This is a genomic window from Acidovorax sp. CCYZU-2555, assembly GCF_018413525.1.
Classification (GTDB): Bacteria; Pseudomonadota; Gammaproteobacteria; order Burkholderiales; family Burkholderiaceae_C; genus Comamonas.
The window spans coordinates 30,931-54,751 of sequence record NZ_JAHCDD010000023.1; the positions used below are offsets into that span (position 1 = coordinate 30,931).

Consider the following 23,821-nt stretch of genomic DNA (forward strand, 5'->3'; position numbering starts at 1 on the left):
GCGCTGAATTTCTGAAACCATGTAGACGGCAGTCGAATCGATGAATAAACCCATAGATGCCAATAGCTCCTGAATGGTCAACTGCCCGAGAACGCCCACTTACACCACTACGTTGGTCACCTCCTGCTCGACCAGTACAACAGCCGACACCCCGGCCCATGCATACGAAACAAAACTCACATCGCCGACCACCGAGGTCGCGCCCTTGACAGCTCCCGTCATCACCACGCGATCGAGGGCGTCGCCGACGATCTGCAAGGTATGCGAGGGCCCATCGGTCAGCTCCAGCACGGCCTGCGAAGTCAACGTCAGCACCGAGCCCGTGCTACCCGTGCCCAGATCGATGCGCTCTATGCTGCTGATACGGCTGGCCGTGCCGGCGGTGAAGGTCAGGCTGATGCCGCCATCGAGCAGCAGCGTATCGAAGCCGGTACCGCCATCGATGGACGCATAGTTGGCGCTCAGCAGTTGTATGGTGTCAGAGCCTGGGCCGCCGATCAAGGTGTCATTCCCCAGGCCGCCTATCAGCAGGTCGTCGCCATCGCCACCATTCAAGACGTCGTCGCCCGCGCCGCCGCGCAGCAGATCGTCGCCCGCGCCGCCCAGCAGCGTGTCGTTGCCGCCATGGCCGTAGAGGCGGTCGGCGCCCGTGGTTCCGTTGATGACGTCAGCGCCGTTCGTGCCTTCCTGCAGGCTGGCATTGCCGTTGAGGTTGCTCGCCAGGTTCGCCGCGAGCAGCTGGCTGGTCGAGCCTGTAGTGGACGCACCCTGGCTGTCGGTCGCGGTGATGGTCAGCGCGTTGAGAACATCGGCGCTCAGCAGCGCGCCATTGAGCAAGGTGCCGGCCTGGTCGGTCAGATGCACCGAAGCCAGCAGCTCGTTGATCGCCTGGTTGCTGATGACCGCGCCCGCGACCAGCGAGGTGATGAACAGCGTGGAACTGGGCGCAAGAACGTTGAGCAGGCCGGGGTTGTTCTGCACGCGCAGCTGCAGCCCGAGTTCGGTGGCGAGGTTCTGCGACGCCGTGAGCTGCAGCGGCGTGAGGTTCAGCGCCAGCACCGGCTGATAACGCACCTGAACCTGGCTCAGGTTGCGATCGCGGTCCACCACCGTGAGGTTCTGCTCGCTCAGATTGACCACGTTCAAGGCATCGACACCGATGATGCCCAGCAGCGCCGACGACGCGATCTGCACTTCGGGCGCGCGGTTGTTCGGGTTGAACGCGCCCGCATTCACGGCGCTGCTGTCGAAAGTCACGGCGCCGGTCGTGGTGTCGCCGTCACGGTCGACGAGGGTGAAGCCCACGTCGGTCGTGCCGTCGAGGCCGCTGGCATTGATCGCCGCCGAATCGACTTCGAGTTTGCCCTGGCCCAGCAGGTGGGTGATGATGGCGCTGTCGTTGCCGAATCCCGTGACCAAATCGACGTTCTTCAGCAGGATCTGCTGATCTGTCCTGGCGGCATTGCCGGTGTTGTAGCCGCCGACGAAACCGCCCTGGCTGCTGATGCTGATCATGGTGTCGTTGCCGACCTTGGCGAAATGCAGATAGTTGGCCAGGTTGCCCGTGGTGAAGCCTATGCGCCCTTCCCCGTTGAGCAAGGACGCCAGGTGCAGCACGTCGCCACCGGCCCAGACGCTGTTGACGTCGAAGTCGGTGATGGTGTCGACCACGGGCGTGCCTTCGGCGCCCGCATCGCCGGCCTCCCAGCGGAACACGTCCAGCCCCGATCCGCCCGTGAGCGAGTCGGCGCCGCTGCCGCCCACCAGGATGTCGTTGCCCGCGGAGCCGTTGAGCGTATCGTTGCCCGCGCCGCCGCGCAGGATGTCGTTGCCCAGATTGCCCTGCAGCGTGTCATTGCCCGCATAGCCATAGAGCCTGCGGCTGGCGCTCGCGGCCAGGCCGTCGGCGCCGTCGAGCGTGTCCGCTCCCGCCGTGCCCACTTCCAGGCCCGCGGGCGGGGTGCCGACCAGCGAGCGCAACAGCTGGAGGTTCAGCAGTTCGGAGCTGGCCGCGGTATCGGTTAGTCCGCCCTGGTCGGTGACGGTCATGCTCAGCGAGCTGGCCAGGTCCAGCGTCAGGATGTTCAGCAGGCTGGAGTTGAGGCTGATCGATCCCAGCAGCTCATTGAGCTTGAAGTTGTCCACCGTCTGCCCGGTGGTGATCGAACTGATGCGCAGCGTGTGCGTCAGCAGCGTGGTGCTGTAGTCGACGCGCAGGCCCAGCTCCGCGGCCAGCGTCGCCGAGAACCTCCAGGGATTGAACAGCAGCGAACCCACGCTCACGCCGCCGAACACCAACGAGACTTCGCGGATGTTGTTGTTCGCATCGCTGGCCGTGAACGCCTGCTGGGCGCTCAGATTGATCAGCCCAAGCGCATTCACGCCGACCAGTCCCAGCAGCCCGCCGGCCTCGCCCAGGTTCGCGACCGGAGCGACATTCGCCGGGACGGACGCGCGCACGCCCGTGGCGGTCATGCTGTATTGGCCCGTCGCCAGGTCGATGGTGAAGGTTTCGCCGCGCAGCGTGCTGACCGTCAGCGTCGACTGGTTGTCGTAGGCGTACGAATACACCGAAGTCGAGGCACCGGTCTGCGCCACGGTCTTGGCCGTCGGGTTGTAGCTGAACTGGATGCCGTCGACGCTCACGTTCTGTACATAGCCGCCATCTGCTCCAAAAGTCAGCGCCGCATTGCCCTGCAGCGTTCCGGCCGCGCTGAAGACCTGGGTCGATGCGGGCGTGGCCACGGGAATATCGTCGACCACGCCGACCGTGAGCTGCAGATTGCCCGTGGCGCCGTTGACCAGCACGCCCACATTGAAGTTGCGCAGGTCTTCGGCGTTGGCGACGCTGTGGTCCAGCGGCTTGAACAGCGATACGGTGTACTTGCCCGCGTCGGCGCCGCCGCTCGCAATGCTCACCACCACCGCCACGGCGCCCGCGGCCGAGCCCACATGGCCGGTCAGCGTGGCCGTGCCCGCGCCGGTCCACACAATCGCCTGGCCGCCCGAAGTCAGCGCGCCCACGGGCGCCGCCAGCGTGTACGTCGCATTCGCGGACAGGCCGACGAAGGCGCCGTTGGCCACGGCCGGCAGCGTGGCGGTGATATCGTCTTCATCGATCTGTATCAGCGCCTGGGTGTTGGTCACGGGCGCGGCCACCAGGCTCGCGGCATCGTTGCCCGCCGTGTCCTGCACCGCATTCGCATCGTTGCCAGCGGTAGGATCGGTGTAGCCCACGGTCACGACCGCGCCCGCGGCGACCGCGCTGGCCAGCGTCAGCACCACCGTGCTGCCCGTGATCGCCACATTGGTCACGGCGACGCTCGCGCCGCCCGCATTGACGACAAAGCTGCCCGCGGTCGGCGCGGGCATGCCCAGCGCTTCGTCATAGGTCAGCGTCAACGTGGCGCCGGCGACGCTGGCGCTCTGCAGCACGGGCGGCAAGGTATCGACCACCGGTACATTGCTGCGCGTCGCCGCATCGTTGCCGGCCAGATCCTGCACCGCATTCGCGTCGTTGCCCGCCGTGGGGTCGTTATAGCCCACGGTCACGGTTGCGCCGTTCTTCACGGCGCTGGCCAGCGTCAGCACCACGGTGCTGCCGACCACGGCGACCGCGCTCACCACGACCGGCGAGCCGCCCGCATTCACGACGAACTGCCCCGCGGCCGGTGGATGGGCGGAGTCGAGCGCTTCGCTGTAGGTCAGCACCAGCGTCGTGCCGCCCGTGCCCGTCGCGGCAGAAACCAACGTAGGCGGCGTGATGTCGGCCGTGAAGCCGGTGGCGGCATTGAGCGTATAGCCCAGCCCCTGGTTGCCCGCCGCATCGGTGAAGGTGGCATTGGCCACGCTGATGCTAGGCGGCGTGGCCGTGCCGTTTTGCGTGAAGGTCGCGGTCCAGGTATTGGAATTGACCTGGGTAAAGGCCGACAGCGTGCCGCCCAAGGCCGTCACGTCGCTCAGCGTGAAGTCCAGCACCGATTCATTGAACACGAACGTGACGGTCGTGGCTTCGCCCAGCGCCAGCTGCAGGTCTTGCGCCGTGATCAGCAACTGCGGCGGCGTCACGTCGGTCGACGGCACGTTGTTGGTCACCGTCTGCGCGGCCAGGGTCGCGGCGTCATTCCCCGCGATGTCCTGGACGGCGTTGGCGTCATTGGCCGCGCTCGTATCGTTGTAGGCCACGGTCACGCTGTTGCCGAACACAACGGGCGCGGCCAGCCCCAGCACCACGCTGCTGCCGACCACATTGACGCTGCTGACGGTCACCAGCGCGCCATTGACGCGCACGGCGAAATTGCCGGCCGCGGGCGCATGCGCCGGGTCCAGCGCCTCGCTGTAGACCAGCGTGATTTCCAGGCCCGAGGTGTTGGTCGCGACCGACTGCCAGACGGGCGGCGTGATATCGGCCGACCAGCCCGTGGCGCCATTGAGCGCATAAGCGGTGCCGGGGTTGGCAGCGAGGTCGGTGTACGTGCCCGCGGCGACACTCAGGCTGGGCTGGGTTGCCGTGCCGTCCTGGGTGAAGGTCGCCGTCCAGGTGCGCGCATTGAGCTGCGTGAACCCCGTGAGGCCGCCGCCCAGCGGCACCACATCGGCCAAAGTGAATCCCGCCACGGCCTCGCTGAACGTGAAGGTCACGAGCGTCGCCTCGCCATTGGCCAGCGCCAGATCGGCGGCGGTGATCACCAGCGAGGGCGGCGTGATGTCTGCCGACAGGCCCAGGCTCGCGTCCAGCGTATAGCCCGCGCCGGGGTTGAGTGCCAGATCGGTGTACGCGCCCGCGGCGATGGCGATGCTGGGCGCGATGCTGCTGCCATCCTGCGTGAACGTCGCGGTCCAGGTGCTGGGATTGATCTGCGTCAGGCCCGTCAGCGCGCCGCCCGCCACCGCCACGTCGCCGGCATCGAAGCCGGTCACGGCCTCGCTGAAGGTGAACGTGACCAGCGTGGCCTCGCCGCTGGCCAGCAGCAGATCGGCGACGCTGATCTGCACCGTGGGCGCGAGCGTGTCGGGCACCAGATTGGTGACGCTGGTCGCGCCCAGCGTCAGCGCATCATTGCCCGCGGCATCCTGGATCGCCAGCGCATCGTTGCCGGCGCCGGGGTCGGCATAGGCGACCGTGACGCTGGCGCCATGGGCGACCGGCGCGGCCAGCGTCAGCACCACGCTGCTGCCGACGATGCTCACCGCCGTCACGCCCACCGCCGCGCCATTGACGCTGACCGCGAAGCGGCCTGGCAACGGCGCATTCCCGGCATCCAGCGTTTCGTCGTAGCTCAGCACCAGCGTCGCGCCGTTGGCGCCGGTCACCGCCGAGACAAATGCCGGCGGCGTGGTGTCGGGCACGAGATTGGTCACGGTCGTGATCGGCAGGCTCTGCGCGTCGTTGCCAACCGCGTCCTGGATGGCACCGGCGTCGTTGCCAGCGGTCGGGTCGGTATAGGTGACGTTGACTGCGGCGCCGTTGGCCACGGGCGTCGCCAGCGTCAGCACCAGGTTCGCGCCATTGACGGCCACGGCGGTCACGGTCACGGGCGCGCCGTTGACGTTGACCACAAAGCTGCCCATGGCCGGCAGGTTGGTCGCATCGAGCGTTTCGTTGTAGCTCAGCACCAGCGTCGTGCCGTCGGTGCTGGTCGCGGCCGAGATGAAGGTGGGCGGCGTGGTGTCGGGCACCGCATTGTTCACGCTGGTCGCGGCCAGGGTCGCGGCATCGTTGCCGGCCGCATCCTGGATGGCGCTGGCGTCGTTGCCTGCCGTGGGATCGGCATAGGCCACGGTCACCGTGGCCGCATGCGCGACCGGGCTGGCGAGTGTCAGCACCACGCTGGCGCCGTTGACGGCCACGGCCGTCACGGCCACCGCCGCGCCGTTCACATTGACCACGAAACTGCCCGGCGTCGGCGCATGGGTCGCGTCCAGCGTTTCGTTGTAGCTCAGCACCAGCGTAGCGCCGTCGGCACTGGTCGTTGCCGAGACAAAGGCCGGCGGCGTGGTATCGGGCACGAGGTTGCTGACGCTGGTGACCGGCAGGGTCGCGGCGTCGTTGCCCGCGGCGTCCTGGATGGCGTTGATGTCGTTGCTGCCCGTGGGATCGGTGTAGACGACGCTGACGCTGGCGCCGTTGGGCACGCTGCTGGCCAGCGTCAGCACCACATTGGCGCCGCTGATGGCCGCGGCGGTCACCGAGACCGCTGCGCCATTGACGTTGACCACAAAGTTGGCCGCGGCCGGCGCATGGGCGGCATCCAGCACTTCGTTGTAGGTCAGCACCACGGTCGCGCCATTGGCGCTGGTCGCGGCCGAGACGAACACCGGCGGTGTGGTGTCGGGCACGAGATTGCCCACGTTGGTGGGCGGCATGCTCGCCGCGTCGTTGCCGCTCGCATCCTGGACAGCCTTGATGTCGTCACCCGTCGTGGGATCGAGATAGCCGACCGTGACCGTCGCGCCATTGGCCACGGGGCCGGCCAGCGTCAGCACCACGCTGCTGCCGGCCACCGATACTGCCGAGACGATCACCGGGCTGCCGTTCACATTGACCACGAAGCTGCCCGGGAGCGGCGCATTGGCCGCGTCCAGCGCTTCGTTGTAGTCCAGCACCAGCGTCGCGCCATCGGCGCTGGTCACGGCCGAGACCAGCGCGGGCGGCGTGGTGTCGGGCACGAGGTTGCTGACGCTGGTGACCGGCAGGCTCGCCGCATCGTTGCCGGCCGCATCCTGAATGGCATTGACGTCATTGCCCACGCCAGGGTCGGCATAGGCGACCGTCACGGCCGCGCCGTTGGGCACGGCGTTCGCCAAGGTCAACACCACGGTACTGCCGTTGATGGCCACGCCGCTGACCCCCACCGGCGCGCCGTTGACATTGACCACAAAGCTGCCGGCCGCTGGCGGGTGGGCCGCATCCAGCGCTTCGTTGTAGTTCAGCACCAGCGTCGCGCCATCGGCGCCGGTCACGGCCGAAACGAAGGCCGGCGGCGTGGTGTCGGGCACGAGGTTGCTCACACCCGTGGCCGGCAGGCTCACCGCGTCATTGCCCGCGGCATCCTGAACAGCACTCACATCATTGCCGCCCGTGGGATCGGCATAGGCCACGCTCACACCCGCGCCATGGGGCACAGCCGTCTCCAGCGTCAGCACGGCGCTGCTGCCCACAATGGACACCGCGGTGACCGACACTGGCGCGCCGTTCACATTCACCGTGAAGCTGCCGACCGCTGGCGGGTGGGCGGCGTCCAGCATTTCGTTGTAGTTCAGCACCAGCGTCGCGCCGTCGCTGCTGGTCACGGCCGACACCAAGGCAGGCGGCGTGGTGTCGGGCACCACATTGCCCACGCTCGTGGCGGCCAGGCTGGCCGCATCGTTGCCGGCCGCGTCCTGGATGGCATGGATGTCATTGCCTGCTGCATCCACATAGGCGACCGTCACGGCCGCGCCATGGGGCACGGCGCTGGCGAGCGTCAGCTGCACGCTGCTGCCCGCAATCGCCACGCCCGTCACCAGCACGCCAGCGCCGTTGACCCGTACCGTGAAGCTGCTTGCGACGGGCAGATTCGCCGCATCCAGCGTTTCGTTGTAGCTCAGCACCAGCGTCGCGCCATCGGTGCTGGTGACCGCCGAAACAAAGGTCGGCGGCGTGGTGTCAGGCACCACATTGCTCACAGTCGTGACAGGCAGGCTCGCGGCGTCGTTGCCGGCCGCATCCTGGATGGCGCTGCCATCGTTGCCCGTGCCTGGGTCGGTATAGGCAAGCGTCACCGCCGCGCCATTGGGCACGGCACTGGCCAGCGTCAGCACCACCGTGCTGCCGCTGATCGCCAGGCCGCTGACCCCCACACGCGCGCCATTGACGGTGACGATAAAGCTGTCCACGGCGGGCGGATTGCCGGCGTCCAGCGCCTCGTTGTAGCTCAGCACCAGCGTCGCGCCGTCGGCACTGGTCACGGCCGAGACAAACAGCGGCGCCGTGGTGTCGGGCACCAGATTGCTGACATTGGTCGGCGCCAGGCTCGCGGCGTCGTTGCCGGCCGCGTCCTGCACCGCGAGCGCATCGTTGCCCGGTGTCGTGTCGCTGTAGGCCACAGTCACGGCCGCGCCATGGGCCACGGCCGTGGCCAGCGTCAGCACCAGGGTGGCGCCGGCCACCGACACGCCGGTCACGTCCACCTCTACGCCATTCACATTGACCACAAAGCGCTCCACCTCGGGCAGACTGGCGGCGTCGAGCGCTTCGTCGTAAGTCAGCACCAGGCTTGCGCCGCTGGCGCTGGTGGCGGCCGAAACGAAAGCCGGCGCAACGAGGTCGGGCACCAGATTGCTGACATTGACAGGCGCCAGGCTCGCGGCATCATTGCCCGCGGCATCCTGGATGGCGCCAAAGTCGTTGCCCACCGAAGGATCGTTGTAGGCCACGGTCACCGCCGCGCCATGCGTCACGGACGTCGCCAGCGTCAGCCGCACGTTGCTGCCGGTGACAGTCACCAGCGTCACCCCCACCGCCACGCCGTTCACCAGGACCGCGAAGTCGCCGGCCACGGGGGGATTCACCCCATCGAGCGCTTCGTTGTAGCTCAGAACAATGCTGGCGCCATCGAGGCTGGTCGTGGCCGCGACAAAGATCGGCGCCTGCGTGTCGGGCACCAGATTGTTGACGGCCGTGGCCGCAAGACTGCTCGCGTCATTGCCCGCCGCGTCCTGGATGGCGTTGACGTCATTGCCCGCGCCGGCATCGGCATAGGCCACGGTCACGCCCGCACCATGCGGCACGGGCGTCGCCAGCGTCAGCACCACGCCGCTGCCCACGACGGCCACGGACGCGACGCCCACGGCAGCGCCGTTGACGCTGACCGTGAAGCTGCCGATCGCCGGCGGCCGGACCGGGTCCAGTGCCTCGCTGTAGTTCAGCACCAGCGTATTGCCGTCGGCGGCCGTGGCGGCCGAGACGAACACCGGCGCCGTGGTGTCGGGCACGGTATTGTTCACATTGGTCGCCGGCAGGCTTGCCGCGTCGTTGCCGGCCGCGTCCTGGAGCGCCGCTTCATCGTTGCCCGCACTCGGATCGTCGTAGGCAACGGTCACGGCCGCGCCGCTCGCCACCGGCGCGGCCAGCGTCAGCGTGGCGGTATTGCCGGCGATGGCCACGGCCGCCACCGCCACGGGCGCGCCATTCACCGTGACCGTGAAGTCGCCCCGCACCGGGAGATTGCCCGCGTCCAGCGCTTCGTTGTAGGTCAGCACCAGCGCCATACCGTCGGCCGTGGTGGCCGCGGAGAGGAACACCGGCGCGGCGATATCAGGCACCTGGTTGGTCACGCTCAGCGCCAAGAGGCTTTGCGCATCGTTGCCGGTGAGGTCCTGGATCGCCTTGCCGTCGTTGCCCGCCGTGGGATCGGTGTAGTCGAGCGTGACCACGGCGCCCTGCACTACCGCGTTCTCCAGCCCCAGGGTCACGGTGGCGCCGCTGACCTGCAAGGTGGTGACCGTCACCGCCACGCCGTTGACGCGGACCACAAAGTTGTCGATGTCCGGTCCATTGGCGGAATCGAGCTGATCGTCATAGGTCAGCAGCACCGCCGTGCCATCGGTCGTGGTCGCGGCCGACAGCAGCGTGGGAGCGATGTTGTCGGGCACCAGATTGTTCACGCCCTCGGCCACCAGATTGGCCGCATCGTTGCCCGCCACGTCCTGGAGCCCGCCAGCGCTGTAGTTCACGCGCACGGTCTGTCCATGCGCGACCGGCGTGGCCAGCGTCAGCACCACCTGGCTGCCGGCAATCGCCACGCCGCTGACCGCCACGGGTTCGCCATTCACCCGGATCACGAAGCTGGCGCCACTAGGCACATTGGCGGCATCGAGCGCTTCGTCATAGGTCAGCACCAGCGAGCCGCCATCCGCGCTGGTCGCGGCCGCGACGAATGTCGGCGCCTGGGTGTCGGGAACGAGGTTGCTCACGCCCGTGGTCGCGAGGCTGGCCGCATCGTTGCCCGCGGCGTCCTGGATGGCATTGGCATCATTGCCGCCCGTGGGATCGCCATAGGCCACGCTGACCGCAGCGCCATGCGCCACGGGGGTCGGCAGCGCCAGCACCACCGTGTTGCCGGAAACCGCGACCGAGGCCACGGTCACCGCCCCGCCGTTGACCAGCACCGTGAAGGCGCCAGCGGTCGGCGCATTCGCGCCGTCGAGCGCTTCGCTGTAGGTCAGCACAACACTAGCGCCATCGGTGCTGGTCGCGGCCGAGACAAAGGTCGGCGCCGTGGCGTCCAGCACCTGGTTGCTCACATGGATGGGCAGCAGCGTCGCGGCATCTATGCCCGCGAGATTCTGGATCGCCGCCGTATCGTTGCCGCTGGTGGGATCGTTATAGGCGACGGTCACGGTCGTGCCATTGGCAACCGCGGTCGCAAGCTCCAGGCGCACAACGCCGCCGTTGACCGTAACCGATTCCACGCTCACGGTCGAACCGTTGACAGTGACCACAAAGCTGTCCGCCGTCGGCAGCATGACTGCATCGAGGTCTTCGTCGTAGGTCAGCAGCAGCGCAAGGCCATCCGACGTGGTCACGGCCGAAACGAATGTCGGCGCCGTGGCATCGGGAACGAGGTTGTTGACGCTGGTGGCGGGCAGGCTCGCCGCATCGTTGCCGGCCGCATCCTGGATGGCGCTCGCGTCATTGCTTGCAGTGGGATCGGCATAGGCGACCGTCACCGCCACCCCATGTGCCACGGGCGTGGCCAGCGCCAGCACCACGGTGCTGCCGACGATGGTCACGTTGCTGACGCCTACAGGCAAGCCATCCGCCAGCACCGTGAAGCTGCCCTGCAGCGGGCCGTTGGTCACGTCCAGCGCTTCGTTGTAGGTCAGCACCAGGGTCGTGCCGTCGGCGCTGGTCGCCGCCGACACAAAAACCGGCGCCGTGCCATCGGGCACCAGATTGCTCACATTGGTGGCCAGCAGCTCGGCCGCGTCATTGCCCGCCGCGTCCTGCACCGCGTTGCCCTCATTGCCCGGCGTGGCACCGGCATAGGCCACGGTCACGGCAGCGCCTGCGGTCGCTGGCGTCTGCAGCGTCAGTACCACGGTGCTGCCCACCACAGTGACGCCGGTCACCTGCACCGCCACGTTGTTGACCTTCACGGTGAAGTCCGCGGCCACCGGCGCATTGCCGGCGTCCAGCGCTTCGCTGTAAGTCAGCACCAGCCGCGTGCCGTCGGCGCTGGTCGCCGCCGTGACAAACGTCGGCGGCGTGACATCGGCGACGAGATTGCTCACGTGCGTGGAAAGGTCCAGCGCATCGTTGCCCGCCGCATCCTGAATGGCGCTGTCGTCGTCGTCGCCGGTAGGGTCGGCGTAGACCACGGTCACGGCCGCGCCATGCACGACCGCACTGGCCAGCGTCAACACCACGGTGTGGCCCGTGACCACCACGCCATTGACCGCGACCTGCACACCGTTCACATTGACCGTGAAGCTGGCCGCGCCGGGCGGGTTGGCGCCATCCAGGGTCTCGTCATAAGTCAACACCAGTTGGCTGCCATCGGCGCTCGTCGCGGCCGAGACGAATACCGGAGCGAGGTTGTCCGGGACCAGATTGCCCACCGGAGCGGCCGTGAGGCTCGCGGCATCGTTGCCGCTGGCGTCCTGGATCGCGGCCGCGTCATTGCCTGTCGTCGGATCGTTGTAGCCCACGGTCACGGGCAGGCCGTGCGCCACCGGCGTGGCCAGTGCGAGCAGCACGCGGCTGTCGGTCACCGTCACGCCCGTGACCACCACCGGCGCGCCGTTCACATTGACCACAAAGCTGCCGGCCAGCGGTGGATGGCCTGCATCGAGTGCTTCGCTGTAAGTCAGCACCAGCGTCGTGCCATCCGCGCTGGTCACGGCCGAGACGAAGGTCGGCGGCGTGCCATCGGGCACCAGATTGCTCACATTGGTGACCGGCAGACTCGCCGCGTCGTTGCCCGCCGCATCCTGAATGGCGCTGGGGTCGTCGCCCGGCAAGGGGTCGTCGTAGGCCACGGTCACCGCCGCGCCGCTGGGGACCGGCGTCTGCAGCGTCAGCACCATCGTGCTGCCCTGCACCGCCGCCACGTTGACCGTCACAACCGCACCGTTCACTTTGACCACAAAGCTGTTGGCCAGCGGTGGATGGTCGGCATCGAGGACTTCGCTGTAGGTCAACACCAGCGTGGCGCCGTCGGCGCTGGTCACGGCCGACACAAACGCCGGGGCCGTGAGATCGGGCACGGCATTGCTCACATTGGTCGTCAGGGTCGGCGCGTCATTGCCCGCAGCATCCTGGATCGCATTGAGGTCGTCGCCACCGGACGGATCGGCATAGGCGACGGTGACCACGGCGCCATTCGTCACCGCAGTCGCCAGCGCCAGCACCACGCTGCGGCCGTTCACGGTCACATCATCGACCACCACGGCGACACCATTGACCCGGACCACGAAGCTGGTCGGCGGCGGCCCGTTGGCGCCCAGCGCTTCGTCATAGGTCAGCACCAGCGCCGTGCCATCGGCGCTGGTCACGGCCGACACCAGGGCCGGCGGCGTGACATCGGGCACCAGATTGCTCACATTGGTGGCCGGCAGCGTTGCGGCATCATTGCCCGCGGCGTCCTGGATGGCCGAAGTGTCGTTGCCCGCCGAGGGATCCAGATAGCCCACGCTCACCGCAGCGCCATTCGCCACCGGCGTCTGCAGCGCCAGCACCACGGTCTTGCCCACGATGGACACGCCGGTCACCACCGCGGCAGCGCCATTGACATTGACCGCGAAGCTGTCCGCTGTCGGTCGATTCGCCGCATCGAGCGCTTCGCTGTACGTCAGCACCAGGCTCGCGCCATCGACGCTGGTCGCGGCCGAGACGAACACCGGCGCCGTGAGGTCGGGCACGAGATTGCTCACATTGGTCGTGGGCAGATCGGCCGCATCATTGCCGGCCGCATCCTGGATGGCATTGGCGTCATTGCCCGACGCGGGATCGGGATCGGCATAGGCCACGGTCACGGCCGCGCCGGTCGCGACCGGGCTGAGCAGCGTCAGCACCACGGTGGCGCCGACGACGGCCACGGACGAAATGGGTACGGCCGTGCCGTTCACATTGACCGTGAAGCGTGCGCCATCAGGTGGGTTCGCGGCGTCGAGTGCCTCGCTGTAGGTCAGCACCAGCGTCGCCCCGTCGGCGCTGGTCACGGCGGACACAAACGTCGGCGCCGTGCCATCGGGCACCAGATTGCTCACGCCCGTGGCCGGCAGCGTCGCGGCATCATTGCCGCTCGCGTCCTGAATGGCGTTGTCATCGTTGCCGGTCGACGGATCGCTGTAGGCCACCGTCACCGCCGCGCCATGGGCCAGCGGCGTGGCCAGCGTCAGCACGACGCTGCTGCCGACGACGGCCACAGCGCTCACCGTGACCGGCGCGCCATTCACATTGACCACAAAACTGCTCAGTGGCGGCGCATGGTCCGCGTCCAGCAGTTCGTTGTAGCTCAGCACCAGTGTCGTGCCGTCGACGCTGCTGGCTGCCGACACAAACACCGGCGCCGTGCCATCGGGCACCAGATTGCCCACGCTGGTCGTATCCAGACTCACCGCATCGTTGCCGGCTGCGTCCTGAATGGCCTTGCCGTCGTTTTGCACCGTGGGGTCGGCATAGGCGACAGTCACCGCCGCGCCGTTGGCCACGGGCGTGACCAGCGTCAGCACGACGCTGCTGCCGACCACGCTCACACCGCCCACCGTGACGGGAGCGCCATTCACATTGACCACAAAACTGCCCACCGGCGGCGCATTGCCCGCGTCCAGCGCTTCGCTGTAGGTCAGCACCAGCGTCGCGCCATCGGCGCTGGTGACGGCCGACACAAAAGTCGGCGGCGTGCTGTCGGGCACCAGATTGCTCACATTGGTGACCGGCAGGCTCGCGGCATCGTTGCCGGCCGCATCCTGGATGCCACCGGGGTCGTTGCCCGTCGAGGGATCGGCATAGGCCAGCGTCACCGCCGCGCCATGCGCGACGGGAGCGGCGAGCGTCAGCACCACGCTCGCGCCCAGAACCACCAGGCTGGTCACGCCCACCGGCGCGCCATTCACGTTGACCACAAAGCTGCCCACGTCCGGTGGATTGGCCGCGTCCAGCGCCTCGTTGTAGCTCAGGACCAGCGTCGTGCCGTCAGCCCCCGTCACGGCGGAGACAAACGCCGGCGCCGTGGTGTCGGCCACAACGTTGCTCACGTTGGTGACCGGCAGGCTCGCGGCGTCATTGCCGGTCGCGTCCTGGATCGCCGCCGCATCGTCGCCCGGCGTGGTGTCCGTGTAGGCCACGGTCACCGCTGCGCCATTGACCACTGGCGTGGCCAGCGTCAGCACCACGCTCGCGCCCACCACGCTCACCCCGGTCACTGCGACCGCGGCGCCGTTGACCTTGACCGCAAAGCTGGCGGCCAGCGGCGCATGGGCCGCGTCCAGCGCTTCATAGTAGGTCAGCACCAGGCGCGTGCCGTCGGCGCTGGTCGCGGCCGAGACAAAAGCCGGCGGCGTGCCATCGGCCACCTGATTGCCGACACTGGTTGCCGGCAGACTCAGCGCATCATTGCCGGCCGCGTCCTGAATCGCGCTGATGTCGTTGCCCGTCGATGCATCTTTGTACGCCACACTCACCGCCGTCCCGTGGATGACCGGCGTGGCCAACGTCAGCACCACGCTGCTGCCCGCCACCGCCACGGCCGTGACCGGCACGGCAACGCCATTCACATTCACCACAAAGCTGCCGGCGGCTGGCGGGTGGGCGGAGTCCAGCGCTTCGCTGTAGGTCAGCACCAGCGTGGTGCCGTCGGCGCTGGTCGCGGCCGAGACGAATGCCGGCGGCGTGATGTCTGGCACCAGATTGGCCACGGCCGTGGCCGGCAAGCTGGCCGCATCGTTGCCGGCCGCATCCTGGATCGCATTCGCATCGTTGCCCAGGGTCGCATCGGCATAGGCGACGGTGACGGCCGCGCCATTGGGCACGGCGCTGGCCAGCGTCAGCGCCACGCTGCTGCCCGAGACCACCACCGCGGTCACGGTCACGGCCGTGCCGTTGACATTGACCACAAAGCTTCCGGGCGGGGGCACGTTCGCCGCGTCCAGTGCTTCGTCGTAGGTCAGCACCAGCGTGGCGCCGTCGGCACTGGTCGCGGCGGTCACGAACGCGGGCGGCGTGCTGTCGGGCACCAGATTGCTCACCGCGGTCGTGGGCAGGCTCGCCGCGTCATTGCCGCTGGTGTCCTGAATCGCATTCGCGTCGTTGGCCGGTGAAGGGTCGGCATAGGCCACGCTCACGGGCGCGCCGTGCGGCACGGGCGTGGCCAGCGACAGCACCACGTTGTTGCCCACCACGGCAACGCCGGTGACACCGACCGGTACGCCGTTCACATTGACCACAAAGCTGCCGACGGCGGGCGGATTTGCCGAATCGAGGCCTTCGCTGTAGGCCAGCACCAGCGCCGCCCCATCGGCCGTGGTCGCGGCCGACACCAATGCGGGCACGCCGGTGTCGGGCACGGTGTTGTTCACGCCGGTAGGCGCCAGGCTCGCGGCATCGTTGCCGGCTGCGTCCTGAATGGCGCTGGGATCATTGCCGGGCAAGGGGTCGTTGTAGGCCACGCTCACCGCGGCGCCGTGCGTGACCGGCACCGCGAGCGTCAACACCACATTGCTGCCGACCACGGCCACGCCGCTGACGGTCACGGCCACGCCACCGACAGTCACCACGAAACTGGCCGCTGCCGGTGGATTGGCCGCATCCAGCGCTTCGTTGTAGCCCAACACCAGCGTCGCGCCATCGGAGCTGGTCACGGCCGAGACAAAAGTCGGCGCATCGGTATCGGCGACGAGATTGTTCACCGCGGTCGGCAGCAAGGAGGCCGCGTCATTGCCGTCGGTATCCTGGATCGCGCTGGTGTCATTGCCGGGCGTCGGGTCGTCGTAGGCCACGGTCACGACCGCGCCACGCAGCACGGGCGCCGCCAGCGTCAATACCACCATGCGGTCGTCCACTCTCACGCCGCTGACCCCCACCGTCACGCCATCGACGCTCACCGCGAAGCGGCCCACGTCCGGCAGCGCGGCGGCGTCAAGGGTTTCGTCATAGGTCAGCAACAGCGTGCCGCCATCGGCGCTGGTCGCGGCGGAAACAAACGTCGGCGTGATGTTATCGGCCACCAGATTGCTCACCGGCGTCGGCGCCAGGCTGGCCGCATCGTTGCCGGCACCATCCTGTATCGCGCCATCATTGCCCTGGTCCTCATAGGCCACGGTCACGGCCGCGCCGCGCGGCACGGGCGTGGCCAGCGTCAGCACCACCGTGCTGCCCACAACGTTCAAGCCCGTGACCGCAACGCCTGCGCCATTGACGGTGACGGCAAAGCGCGCCATCGCGGGCAGATTGCCCGCGGCAAGCGCTTCGTCATAGGTCAGCACCAGCGAGCCGCCATCGCTGCTCGTTGCGGCCGAAACGAATGCCGGCGGCCGGCCGTCGGGGACGAGATTGCTGACATTGGCCGCCAGCAGGGTGGCTGCGTCATTGCCGAGCGCATCCTGGATGGCGCTGGCATCGTTGCCGCCCGACGGATCGCTGTAGTCGAACGTCACCGCCGCGCCGCTCGTGACCGGACTGGCCAGCGCCAGCACCACGGTCGCACCGGCGATGCCGACGCCGGTCACGGTCACAACAACGCCGTTCACGCGCACCACGAAGCTGCCCATGCCCGGCGGGTGCAGCGGATCCAGCGCTTCGCTGTAGGTCAGCACCAGCGTATTGCCGTCGGCGCTGGTGGTCGCCGAGACAAACGCCGGCGGCGTCACATCGGGCACCAGATTGCTGACACTTGTGGCCGGCAGGCTCGCCGCGTCATTGCCGGCCGCGTCCTGAATGGCATTCGCATCGTTGCCCGGCGTCGCATCGCTGTAGGCGACCGTCACCGCCGCGCCCTGAGGCACGGGCGTGGCCAGCGTCAGCCGCACGGTGCTGCCGACAATCGCCACGCCGGACACGACAACGGTGGCGCCATTGACCTGAACCACAAAGCTGCCCGGAGCCGGCAGATTCGCGCCATCGAGCGCTTCGTTGTAGGTCAGCACCAGCGTGGCGCCGTCGGCGCTGGTCACGGCCGACACGAATGCTGGCGCCGTGGCATCGACCGCCAGGTTGGTCACGCCCGTGGCCGCAAGACTGGCGGCGTCATTGCCGGCCGCGTCCTGGATGGCATTCACATCGTTGCCCGGCGTCGCATCGCTGTAGGCGACCGTGACCACCGCGCCCACCGGCACCGCACTGGCCAGCGTCAACACCACGCTGCTGCCCGTGACCGAAACGCCCGTCACGAGCACCCGCACGCCATTGGAATTGACCACAAAGCTGCCCACGGCCGGGGGATGGCCCGCATCGAGCGGCTTGTCGTAGGTCAGCACCAGTGTCGCGCCGTCGGTGCTGGTGGCGGCCGAGACAAAGGTCGGCGTGAGGCCATCGGAAACCAGATTGCTGACGCTGGTGGGCGCGAGGCTGGCCGCATCGTTGCCGGCCGCATCCTGAATCGCACGACCATCGTTGCCCGCCGTGGGATCGTCGTAGGCAACGCTCACCGCCGCGCCGCTGACCACGGCCGCGGCCAGCGTCAGCACCACCGAGCTGCCGCTGACGCTCACGCCCGTCACCGCCACGGGAACGCCATTCACAGTGACGACAAAACTGCCCGCCAACGGCGGGTTGGCGGCATCGAGCGCTTCGCCATAGGTCAGCACCAATGCGCTGCCATCGGCGCTGGTCGCGGCCGACACGAATACGGGCGGCGTGGTGTCGGGCGGTGCCGCGTTGCTCACATTCGTGGCCGGCAGGCTGACAGCGTCATTGCCGGCCGCGTCCTGAATCGCATTGGCGTCATTGCCGGTCGAGGTATCGTTGTAGGCCACCGTCACGACCGCACCCTGGGCCACCGGCGCAGCCAGCGTCAGCACCACCGTGCTGCCCACCACATTCACACCGCTGACCGCCACCGCGACGCCATTGACCGTGACCACGAAGCTGCCCGCAGCGGGCGGATTCGCCGCATCGAGGGCTTCGTCATACGTCAGCACCAGCGCACTGCCACCGGCGCCCAGCGCCGCCGAGACAAAGCTGGGCGCGACTGTATCGGACACACGATTGTCGACACCCGTGGGCGCCAGGCTCGCGGCATCGTTGCCGTCGCCGTCCTGGATCGCGCTGACATCATTGCCCGTCGATGGATCGGCATAGGCCACGGTCACCACCGCGCCCTGCGACACCGGCGTGGCCAGCGTCAGCACCACCGTGCTGCCGACCACGCTCACGCCCGTGACGACCACCGCCACGCCATTGACCGTGACCACGAAGCTGCCGGCAGCGGGCGGATTCGCGGGGTCCAGGGCTTCGTCATAGGCCAGCGCCAGCGTAGTGCCGTCGGCGCTGGTCGCGGCGGAGACAAACGCCGGGGGCCGGTTGTCGCCACCGGGATCCACTCCCCCCGGGTTGGCGGCGCCGGTGGCCGGCAGGCTCAGCGCATCGTTGCCGGCCGCGTCCTGAATGGCGTTGGCATCGTTGCCCGCGCTCGGATCGGTGTATCCCACGGACACCGCCGCGCCTTGAGGCACAGGGCTCGCCAGTGTCAGCACCACGTTGCTGCCGACCACGCTCACGCCCGTCACGGCCACCGCCACGCCATTGACCTGGACCACAAAGCTGGCTGCTGCCGGCGGCCGGGCGGCGTCCAGCGTCTCATCGTAGGCCAGCGTCAGCAGTGCACCATCGGCACTGACCGAAGCCGAGAGAAACTGCGGCGCGCGGGTGTCGGGCACGGGAGGTACAGGCGGCGTGGAATTGGAACTGGACGACGAACGCGAGGCCACGCCCACCACCGCGGCGCTGAGCAGCACCGCGCCCAGTACGCTGCCCGCTGTCGACAACCCGGCGGCGGACTCGGCAAGGCCGGAGCTGGCCTGCGGCGCGATCACGCAGGCCAGCGGCGCCGTCAGCGATTCGAACGGCGCGGCGTCCAGCAGCGGAATGAAGCGCGCGATGATTCCGCCATCAAGGCCCACGCTCTGCAGTTGCACCGCCAAGGCCTCGCCTTCGGCTCCGCGCAAAAACAGCTGGCTCTGGGCTTCGGGGAGAAAGAATCCCGCGATCCGCACCACTTCGCCGCAGACGACCAGCACCAAATCATTGCCGACACGGCTGAAATTCCACACGTCCGCCGGACTGATATCCAGATAAACCCGACTCGCTTCTGCGAGCGGCAACTCCTTGGAAAACTCCACGCCTTGGCTGAGAACGCCTTCTTGGCGCAGCGGTGCAGTTTTCGCAAGGAAGTTCATGTCATCTCCAAAAACGAGGCGAAAAGAAAATCAGGAAATTTGAAATAAAGATTAACCCAATTTCTCAAAAATATAAAACCGCCTCATGGAAACGAAAGACGTGAGAAATTTCTTATTCTGTAACAAAACCCATAGAAAACCACCATGATCCACATGACAGAGGCCTCACGCCCTCTGAGCGCACCTGCATTCACGACGCTATTAAGAAAATCAATCCACCACGCCTATTACCTACTTATTTTCAATTATGCGTTGTGATAAATAGCCTACGGCCTACAAATCAGCGCGCCAAGCGACCCGAATTACTCAAATATAAATGGAGAAATTCCGATTGATTTAAAGTATTAGACACCAAAGAATGATTAACAAAAAATCATCTCTTGGTGCGACGACCGTCGTCGCGAAAAACGAAATCGCATGTGCAGACAGAAAAAGTGTCTTTCGCGCCGGCCCTGCGCGCACGGGCAATCACCCATTGCGGGAAATCGCCTCGCACAGAGCCGGAGGAATTAATAAGGCCGCGAGCAGGGCCCGACTTTCATCGGTTTCGCAGAGAAATCCAGATATTGGCCGGCGCGGATGGCGCGGGCCTTCGACTATTTGCGGCAGGCTGCAAGAAAGCGCCACCGCCCGTCCCGCACGCTGCGCCTGCGCCGGGAACACAACGGGCCGCGCGCGCGGCGGCCCTGCATGCAACGCTATTTCTTCAGGCACTGGCCCATGAAGGCCTTGCGCTCATCACCCGCCTTGCCCGTGGCCTGGGTGTTGCACAGCTTCATGCGCTCCTGCTGCAGTTTCTTGCCGTCCGAGAGACAGGACTTCATGAACTCCTTGCGTTCATCGCCTTTCTTGCCCGTGGCTTCTGTATTGCAGGTGCCCATCAGCTTTTGCTGCGGCGTGGGAACCTTGTCTGCCGCCAGGCTCAGACTGGCGGCCAAGGCCAATGCGGCCAGTGCAACGAATTGCTTCATGAGAATGTCCCCAAAAAACGCTGACGACCAGCGCAAAGCTATTCCACCACATCCTCGCGCTTTCCTGAAGCGAGGCTTGCCCGCAGCGCAGCATTCTTTCAGGGCAGCGGGTTCAAGCTCCGTTGGCTTTCGAAACCGCGCTGCGCGCCCGTCAGCGGGTCGCGAAAAGCCAGCGAGCGAGCCAGCAACTGCAGCGGCCGCGAAAAATCGCCTTCGGGCGCGTCGTTGACTTCGGGGTACAGCGTGTCGCCGACCAGCGGCAGGCCCAGCGCCGCCATGTGCACGCGCAGTTGGTGGCGCTTGCCGCTCACCGGCATCAGCCGGTAACGCGCCCAGTCGCCGGCCTGCTCCAGCACCTCCATGCGCGTGAAGCTGTTGGGCGCACCGGCCACTTCGTGCATGCGAAAGAACTGCGCGCTCTCCTCCAGGCGGCTCGCGTGCTCGCGCGGAAACGCCAGATGCGCGCGCCACGGCGCCACGGCTTCGTAGGTCTTGTCGATCGCGCGGTCGCGGAACATTCCCTGGTAGAGGCCGCGCGTGGCGCGCTGTGTCGAAAACAGCACCAGTCCCGCGGTCTCGCGGTCTATGCGGTGGATGGGCGACAGGTCGGGCAGGTCGAACGCGCGCTTGAGACGCACCAGCAGGCTTTGCTGCAGGTAGCGCCCGGCCGGCACCACGGGCAGGAAATGCGGCTTGTCGGCCACCAGCAGATGTTCATCGCGAAACAGCACCTGGGCTTCGAACGGCACGGGGGCTTCGTTCTCCAGCGTGCGGTAGTAGTACAGGCGCAGGCCTGGCACCATCTGGCGCGCGGGCAGCACGCGCTGTGCGTGCTCATCGACCACGTCGCCGGCCTCCATGCGCGCCTGCCAATCGGCGCGCGACACCGCGGGCAGCCGTTCGGCCAGGAAATCGAGAATGCTGCCGTCGACCTGGTTGGGCAGGGCGATGCAGCTGGGGCTGACGCCGGCGCGCATGGGCAGAACTTTGGGATCGTGCGGGTTGTGCATGGCGGCGTGATTTTAGGGCCTGTTCGCCCCGTTGCCGCCGGTGCGCGGCCTGTGCGCGGGCCTGGAACAGGGCTCTACGGGGCTTTTTCTGTAAGCCAATGGCGCGAGCGTCTGCCCCGCGCTTGGATGCCGCGTCCTGCGGGACTAGGATGCATTCATCCTGCAACCGAGGACGGTTGCCCGCGCGGATCCGCGCTTTTTCGACTGATTTCCCCTTTGCCGCGCATGACTCCACAAGAACACCCAGACACCTCTGCAGTCCAGCCTCCCGTACGACGCAAACGCCAGCGCGCGCTGCGCTGGGTGGGCGCCATCGTCGCGCTGCTGCTGGCGTTGCTGGTCGCGGCCATTCTGTTCATCATCTATGCCGACCTGAACCGCTACAAACCCTGGATAGAACAGAAAGTCAGCGAGGCTACGGGCCGCAGTTTCTCCATCGCCGGGCCGCTGACCGCCCAATGGCAGTGGCCGCAGCCGCTAGACACCGGCTGGCGCCACTGGATACCCGGCGTCACGCTGCACGCCGAACAGCTGACATTGGGCAACCCGCTTGATTTCACCACCCCCGAAGCGCCCGCGAAGGCCGTAACGGGCCTGCCCGCCCTGCCCGCGCGCCAGGCGCTTGCTGCGGCCACGGCCAAAGCGACTGGCAAGACCGACGCCAAGGCCGCCGCGGCCCAACCGGTTGCCGACACCACCGCCGTCGCCCCGCCGGCGCGCGATCCCGCGACCATGGGCAGCGTGGCCCGCGCCAGCGCCTCGCTGCGGCTGTGGCCGCTGCTCGCGCGCCAGCTGCAGATAGATACGCTGGTGCTCGAGGAGCCCGATATCGTGGTCGCGCGGCGCAAGGACGGCAGCACGAACTGGCGGTTCGAGCGCCCTGAACCCAGTGCCAACCCCTGGCAGTTCGACGTGGACGAATTGCAGATCAAGCAAGGCTGGCTGGGCTACCTCGATGGCACGATCGACCTGGCGGTGCGCGCGCGTCTGGCGACCATAGACGATGCGCCCGCCGACAGCCCCTACGGCATGGGCTTCGTGCTCACGGGCCGCTATGGCAAAGCCAACGTCACGGGACAGGGCAAGGCCGGCCCGGTGCTGAGCCTGCGTGAGCGCAAGGTGGACTATCCGCTGCAGTTCTCGGCGCGCGCGGGCAGCATCGCGGCCACGGCCGAAGGCATTCTGGCCAATCCCATGGCGCTGTCGGGCCTGGACTTCGACGTGACGCTCGAAGGCTTCAGCATGGCCGACCTCTATCCGCTCACGGGACTGGTGTTGCCCAACACGCCCACCTTCGACACCCGCGGCCATTTGACCGGCAGCCTGGAGCCCGGAAAAGCCGTCTGGAAATATGAAGATTTCCGCGGCAAGGTCGGCCGCAGCGATCTGCAGGGCAGCCTGGCCTACACCTCGGGCAAGCCACGCGCCAAGCTGGTCGGCAACATGCGCTCCGAACAGCTGCGCCTGGCCGATCTGGTGCCGGTGCTGGGCACGTCCGAAGCCAAGGCCCAGCAGGCCCGGGCCACGGGCGCACGGATACTGCCCGACAAGACTTTCGAGATCGGTCGCTGGAATGCGATGGACCTCGATCTCAAATTCGATGGCAAGCATGTCATAAGCTCGGACAACCTGCCCATAGACGCGCTGAACACGCACGCCATACTCAAGGACGGCGTGCTGCGCCTCGATCCGCTGCGCTTCGGCGTCGCCAAGGGCAAGTTCGACACCGTCGTGGTGCTCGACAGCAACAAGAAACCGCTGCAGGGCGAGATCAAGGGAACGGTCGCCGGCCTCAAGCTGTCGGCGTTGTTCCCCAAGGTCGCGTTGATGGAAAAGAGTCTGGGCCAGATGGATGGCGCCGTGGCGCTCAGCGCCCAGGGCAACTCCATCGCCAAGCTGCTGGGCTCGAGCACGGGCGAGTTCAAGCTCTATGTGCGCGACGGCACCTTGAGCCGCCAGCTGCTCGATCTCGCGGCGCTTAACGTAGGCTCCATCGTGGTCGCCAAGCTGTTCGGCGACGACAAGGAAGTCAAGCTGCAGTGCGCGGTCGCCGATTTCGCGGTGCGCCAGGGCGTGGCCCAGGCGCGCGTGGTGAAACTTGCCACGCCCGAAGCCAATGTCGAGGCCACGGGCACCATCGATCTGGCGCAGGAGCAGCTCGATCTGCTGATCAAGCCCGAATCGCTCGAATGGAAGTTCTTCTCGCTGCGCACGCCGCTGTATGTACGCGGTCCCTTCTCCAAGCCCCAGGTCGGGCCGCAGGCCGGGCCTTTGCTGCTGCGCGCGGGCGCGGCGGCGGCGGCGATTGCCATCGCGCCGGTCGCGCTGGCACTGGTGCCCATCACCGTGCCAGGCGCTGAAGACGACGCCAATTGCAGCCAGCTGCTGGCCCAGGGCCGGGCAGCGGTGCAGTCGGGCAACAAGGGCGCGAACAAGAAGCCGCGCGCGCCCTGAATGGCG

Annotated in this window: 4 protein-coding genes; 1 reads left to right on the forward strand and 3 read right to left on the reverse strand. The window is 67.4% G+C overall.

The features are described 5' to 3' along the window. Nucleotides 1-99: 99 nt before the first annotated feature. From KHY18_RS10340 to KHY18_RS10350, 3 genes are all read right to left on the reverse strand, one after another. Nucleotides 100-19,380, reverse strand: a complete 19,281-nt coding sequence (locus KHY18_RS10340) for a SwmB domain-containing protein (RefSeq protein WP_213298970.1) — start codon at nucleotides 19,378-19,380, stop codon at nucleotides 100-102. Between the two features lie 698 nt (nucleotides 19,381-20,078). Continuing rightward, entirely contained in the window at nucleotides 20,079-20,351 is a 273-nt protein-coding gene (locus KHY18_RS10345; protein ID WP_213298973.1) for a PsiF family protein, read from the reverse strand. 98 nt (nucleotides 20,352-20,449) lie between these two features. Continuing rightward, nucleotides 20,450-21,361 (reverse strand): pseudouridine synthase, encoded by a 912-nt coding sequence (locus tag KHY18_RS10350; protein ID WP_213298976.1) that lies wholly within the window; start codon nucleotides 21,359-21,361, stop codon nucleotides 20,450-20,452. Nucleotides 21,362-21,586: 225 nt separating this feature from the next. Between KHY18_RS10350 and KHY18_RS10355 the strand changes: the two genes are divergently transcribed. Further along, nucleotides 21,587-23,815 (forward strand): AsmA family protein, encoded by a 2,229-nt coding sequence (locus KHY18_RS10355; RefSeq protein ID WP_213298979.1) that lies wholly within the window; start codon nucleotides 21,587-21,589, stop codon nucleotides 23,813-23,815. The last annotated feature ends 6 nt before the right edge of the window (nucleotides 23,816-23,821 follow it).

Bases quoted from the DNA above. Each gene is read 5' to 3' on its own strand.
- KHY18_RS10340 (WP_213298970.1), bottom strand. From the start codon at position 19,380: ATGAACTTCCTTGCGAAAACTGCACCGCTGCGCCAAGAAGGCGTTCTC.
- KHY18_RS10345 (WP_213298973.1), bottom strand. From the start codon at position 20,351: ATGAAGCAATTCGTTGCACTGGCCGCATTGGCCTTGGCCGCCAGTCTG.
- KHY18_RS10350 (WP_213298976.1), bottom strand. From the start codon at position 21,361: ATGCACAACCCGCACGATCCCAAAGTTCTGCCCATGCGCGCCGGCGTC.
- KHY18_RS10355 (WP_213298979.1), top strand. From the start codon at position 21,587: ATGACTCCACAAGAACACCCAGACACCTCTGCAGTCCAGCCTCCCGTA.